This is a genomic window from Microbacterium sp. SCN 71-21, assembly GCF_001725695.1.
In the GTDB taxonomy this organism is placed as follows: domain Bacteria; phylum Actinomycetota; class Actinomycetes; order Actinomycetales; family Microbacteriaceae; genus Microbacterium; species Microbacterium ginsengisoli.
Genome location: NZ_MEGA01000120.1, coordinates 1 through 5,145 on the forward strand (window position 1 = coordinate 1; position 5,145 = coordinate 5,145).

Sequence of the window (5,145 nt, forward strand, 5' to 3'; positions counted from 1 at the left end):
GGTCAAGTCCCGTGGTGTGGTGTCACTTCGGTTGTTTCCGGTGGTGGATGGGGTTAGGCGGTCAGGTAGAGCTCGGGGCGGGCGGGTTCTGCGTGGTCGCGGAGGGTGTGGATGAGCTTGCGCATGGAGATCTCGGAGAAGTAGCGGCGTTCGCCGTATTGCCATTCCTCGTGCTGCTCTTGCAGGACAGCGCCGATGAGGCGGGTGACGCTGTCGCGGTCGGGGAAGATCTGGACGACGTCGGCGCGGCGCTTGATCTCGCGGTTGAGGCGCTCGATGGGGTTGTTGGACCAGATCTTCTGCCAGTGCTCACGCGGCATGGCGGCGAAGGCGGTCAGGTCCGCTTCGGCGGCCTCGAGCATTTGCGCGATCTCGGGGAACGATGCGCGCAGGCTGTCGGTGACCTGCCGGTATTGCGCGGTCACGGCCTCCGGGCTGGTCTGGGCGAAGATCGTGGTGATCAGCGCGTTGACGGGCTTGGATCGGGCCGAGCCGAGCTTCTGGGTGACGTTGCGGGCGAAGTGGACGCGGCAGCGCTGCCAGGCAGCTCCCGGCAGGATCGCCTTGACAGCGGCTTTGAGGCCGGCGTGCGCGTCGGAGGTGACAAGGGCGACGCCCAGCGGGTCGGCGTCGGTGGCGACCTTCAGTCCCCGCTCGCGCAGGGAGCGCAGGAACTCGGTCCAGAAGTCCGTCGTCTCCGCATCTCCCAGCGCCATGCCGAGGATCTCGCGACGGCCGTCGCCGGAGACGCCGGTGGCGACCACGAGCGCCTGGGAGACGACGCGGCCGCGCAGGCGGACGTCGAGGTAGGTGGCGTCCAGGAACAGGTAGGGGAACCAGGTGTGGTCGATGCGGCGATGCAGGAACTCCGCGACGGCTTCGTCGATCTCCGTGCAGATTCGCGAGACGGTCGAGCGGGAGATGCCGGTGTCGTTACCCAAAGCGCGCATCAGCTGGTCGACCTTGCGAGTGCTGACCCCGTCGATCCAGGCTTGGCAGATCACCGCGTAAAGGGCCTTGTCGACGCGGCGCCGCGGGGACAGCAACGACGGGAAGAACGACCCTTCCCGCAGCTTCGGGATCGCCAGGTCCACCTCCCCGGCCGGAGTGGCGAGGGTCTTCGGACGGGTGCCGTTACGGCGCGTGACGCGCTCCGGGGTGCGCTCATGCGGGGCGGCGCCGATCTTCGCAGTGGCCTCCGCGTTGATCAGGTCCTGCAACCCGGCCTGCAACATCCGCCGGAACACATCCGAGTGGGCGAGGTCGGGATCGGCGAGGACTTCGCTGATCAGGGTCGTCAAGGCAGACTGGGTATGGGTCATCGTGGGATCACTTCTTTGCTTCTTGCTGGAAACAACTGGGGTTCCCACGATGGCCTCTCTACGTCAACGACGGCGAAAACCCCGCGGGAAGTGACACCACGCTAAGAGACTCACCCGCGCCCGGGGGTTGCAAGGCCGAGTTCGGGCGGTCCAGCGAGGCTAATCTCAGCGTCGACAGCCCATGGAATGCCTCCCTACGTCGATGAGGAGTTGGCTACGCGGGCCGACGACTCCGATTTGCCGGCGGTGCGCGGCACCTCGGGGCTTGTCCGGGCGCAGCGAGGGTGGGGCGATCGGCCCCCGTCGCGACTCTGTTCTCACACTCCCGGGACCTTGGGAGAGTTGTGGGGTGAATCCTCCCGGCACGACCGCCTCTCGGGGTTTCAGGCGCCGTAGACGCGCGTCCGGCACCCAGTGCGGTGCGTGGCGCCTTCCTGCCGTCGTTGCAGGTCAGTGATTCATCTGCACGTCAACTGGCCTCAACCGCTCGGACACACTCGGCAGATCGAATTGACGTCGATCAAGGGAGGGTTCGTGCGCCTATCGGTCATCGGATGCGGCTATCTCGGAGCGGTGCACGCCGCCGCGATGGCATCAATCGGTCACGAAGTCGTCGGAGTTGACGTCGACGAGCATCGGGTTGCCGCGTTGAGTGCAGGGACGGCGCCCTTCTTCGAGCCGAATCTGGAAGATCTCGTCCGCGATGGGGTGAGCTCGGGGCGCCTTCGATTCTCGAACAGGATGGCCGACGTCGCGGGCGCGACGGTGCATTTCGTCGGCGTCAACACGCCCCAGCAGAAGGACGGATACGCCGCTGACCTGACCTACGTCAATGCCGCGTTCGATGGGCTGCTGCCCTACCTCTCCGAAGGCGACATCGTGGCGGGCAAGTCGACGGTGCCCGTCGGCACGGCCGCGGGGCTCGCGCCTCGCGTCGAAGCGACCGGCGCGACCCTCGTCTGGAACCCGGAATTCCTTCGTGAGGGCTGGGCAGTGCAAGACACGATCGATCCCGACAGGCTCGTGGCGGGGGTCCCCGCTGGCGCAGAGGGGGAGCGCGCGGCATCCATTCTTCGTGAGGTCTATCACCCCTCGGTCGCGAAGGGCACGCCTTTCATCGTCACCGACTACGCGACAGCGGAGCTGGTGAAGGTCGCGGCGAACGCCTTCCTCGCAACCAAGATCAGCTTCATCAACGCCATGGCCGAGATCGCCGAGGTCACGGGCGCCGACGTCACTCAGCTCGCAGATGCGATCGGACACGACGCTCGCATCGGGCGCCGCTTCTTGGGAGCCGGCATCGGGTTCGGCGGGGGATGCCTGCCCAAGGACATCCGTGCCTTCTCGGCGCGCGCCGAAGAGCTCGGCAAGGGTGAGTCTGTCGCCTTCCTGCGTGAGATCGACGCGATCAACCTTCGTCGTCGCGATCGGGCCGTGCAACTGGCCGTCGATGCGCTCGGGGGAGAGACCTTCGAACGCAAGATCGCCGTGCTGGGGGCCGCGTTCAAGCCGCACTCCGACGACATCCGCGATTCGCCGGCCCTCGACGTGGCGGTACGCCTGCACGGGCTGGGGGCCTCGGTGCGGGTCACCGATCCTGAGGCGATCGCGAACGCGCGCCGCATCCATCCGCAGCTGACCTACCTCGCTGACCGGGACGAGGCGTTGCGCGGCGCTGACGTGGTGATCGTCGTCACCGAGTGGGATGAGTACCGCCGGCAGATGGCCCCCGAGCTCGTGTCGACTCTCACCGAGGGCCGCATCATCATCGACGGCCGCAACTGCCTGGATGCCGCGGCCTGGCGCGCGGCGGGATGGACGTACTACGGGATGGGGCGGCCGTAGCCGTCCCTGTCACGCGTCGCGTCGCCGGAGGGCGGCGCGTGGGTGTCACAGGGCGCCCCGAGTCAACACCCCGCCGAGCGACGACCCGTCGCGAGGTTCGACGGTGCGCACCGATGCCGCGCGGCGTTCTCGTGTTCGACGCCCGAGCCGTGATCCCACGACGCGTCGCCACCGCATCGGCGAGCGTGCGCGGCACCTTCCGCGGCGAGGGGTCCGCGTCGCGCGCGTGTACCCGCGCGCGGACTGGCGTGCCGTCTGTGTCCGCTTCGGCACCGCACCGCGCTGACTCCGAGCCCCTGTCCGCCGCCGGCTCCAGATTCCACCGCGTTGCGCGCCGGCATCGACGCACCGCGCCCGCAACCCGACTGAGCGGATGCCGCTCCCTCCCGGGGTGCGGCTCCACGGTGTTCGTGCGGGCGAGGCTGTGATCCTCGGGATGTCGGGCGACACGAGGCGGATTCCTGATCCCTCCGGGGCGGAGATCACGCGCAAGGTTCTGGCCCGGAGCGTCGCTCAGAGGCGCTCGAAACGAAGCTTCCTCCACAATCATCCGGAGTCGCGAAGCTTTCACATTCGAAGAAAAGGCCGAACAAAATGTCGCACCCCCAAGCGACAATGGGAACATGCATTCCACATCCGCCGCCACCCTTCTCGCCGCTGATCAGCGCGCGTGGAACGACGTGGTGGGCGCGATCGACCTCGCTGAGCGCATCGTCGCCCGTGCCGAGGTCGAGCGGATGCGGGCGCTCGCCGCCGCGGGCCGTCTGGTGCGAGACCTCACGGCCGACACCCCCACTCGTGTGCGCGAGCACGACATGGTGCTGCGGTCGCTGTCCGCCGAGATCGGCGCCGTCGCCCGGCGCTCCGACCGCTCGGTGCAGCGCGATATCGGTGACGCGATCGAACTCGTCGAGCACTACCCGGCCACCCTTTCCCGGTGGGAGGCCCCTTTCCCGGTGGGAGGTCGGTGACATCACCCGGGCTCACGTGCGCACCATCGTCGACTGCGGCGCCATCGTTCCGATCGACGCACGCGCCGATTTCGATACGGATGCCGCGGCCCTCGCGACGCACCACACCCCGGGTCGGCTCCGCCGACTGCTCGAGCAGCTCGCCGACGACATGCACCCGCGATCACTCGTCGAACGCCACGTCGACGCGCGCGCCGAGCGCTGCGTGCGCGTGGTCGCGCGCGGCGAAGGAATGTCCGACCTCATCGTCACGACACCGACGCTGCTGGCCGACGCCGTGTACGACCGGCTCACCCAGCAGGCCCGCATTCTCATCGACACGCGCGCGCATGTCGACGCCGGCGCCGACGTCGACGCCCATTCGTGCGTCGATGCCGCCGACACCCGCTCCATCGACCAGGTGCGCGCCGACCTCGTCACCGACATGCTGCTCACCGTCGCTCCCAGCGCCGACCCGACCCGCACCGACGACGGCCCGGGCGTTCTCGGAGCCATCCGAGCCAAGGTGCAGATCGTCGTTCCCGTCGCGACCCTGCTCGGCGACGACGACCGTTCCGCCGAACTCGCCGGCCGCAGCCCCCTCGACGCCGACACCGCCCGCCGGCTCGCCGGTGCCACCCGCTGCCCGTGGGAACGCGTGCTCACCCACCCCATCACCGGGCAGGTGCTCGCCGTCGACACCTACCAGCGACCGGCCGCCCTCGACCGCTACCTTCGCGCCCGCGACCAGCACTGCCGATTCCCCGGATGCCGCGTCCCCGCCGTGCGCTGCGAAGTCGACCACACCACCGACTGGGCGCTCGGAGGCAAGACCGAGGCATCCAATCTCGCCCACCTCTGCCAACGGCACCACTCGATGAAGCAGTTCACCGCGTGGACCGTGCGGCAGCACCCGGGCGGCATCCTCGAATGGACCTCACCCGGCGGTCGAACCTACCTCGACCACCCCGCCGGCGCCGACGTCGACGCCCATTCGTGCGTCGATGCCGCCGACACCCGCTCCATCG

General features: G+C 68.7%; 4 protein-coding genes. 3 read left to right on the plus strand and 1 reads right to left on the minus strand.

All coding sequences use genetic code 11. The features are described 5' to 3' along the window. Window positions 1-53: 53 nt before the first annotated feature. Window positions 54-1,322 (minus strand): IS256 family transposase, encoded by a 1,269-nt coding sequence (locus ABT08_RS12865; RefSeq protein WP_056519183.1) that lies wholly within the window; start codon window positions 1,320-1,322, stop codon window positions 54-56. A 534-nt stretch (window positions 1,323-1,856) separates the two neighbouring features. Between ABT08_RS12865 and ABT08_RS12870 the strand changes: the two genes are divergently transcribed. The 3 genes from ABT08_RS12870 to ABT08_RS12880 form a co-directional block, all read left to right on the plus strand. Next, a complete protein-coding gene (locus ABT08_RS12870) occupies window positions 1,857-3,167 on the plus strand; it encodes a UDP-glucose dehydrogenase family protein (protein WP_056519234.1) in 1,311 nt (436 codons plus the stop codon). A gap of 623 nt (window positions 3,168-3,790) precedes the next feature. Then, complete coding sequence (locus tag ABT08_RS12875; RefSeq protein WP_156454704.1) at window positions 3,791-4,138, plus strand: hypothetical protein; 348 nt, start codon at window positions 3,791-3,793, stop codon at window positions 4,136-4,138. A 16-nt stretch (window positions 4,139-4,154) separates the two neighbouring features. Then, window positions 4,155-5,145: HNH endonuclease (locus tag ABT08_RS12880; RefSeq protein WP_288115220.1), on the plus strand; the 991-nt coding region annotated here is incomplete at its 3' end.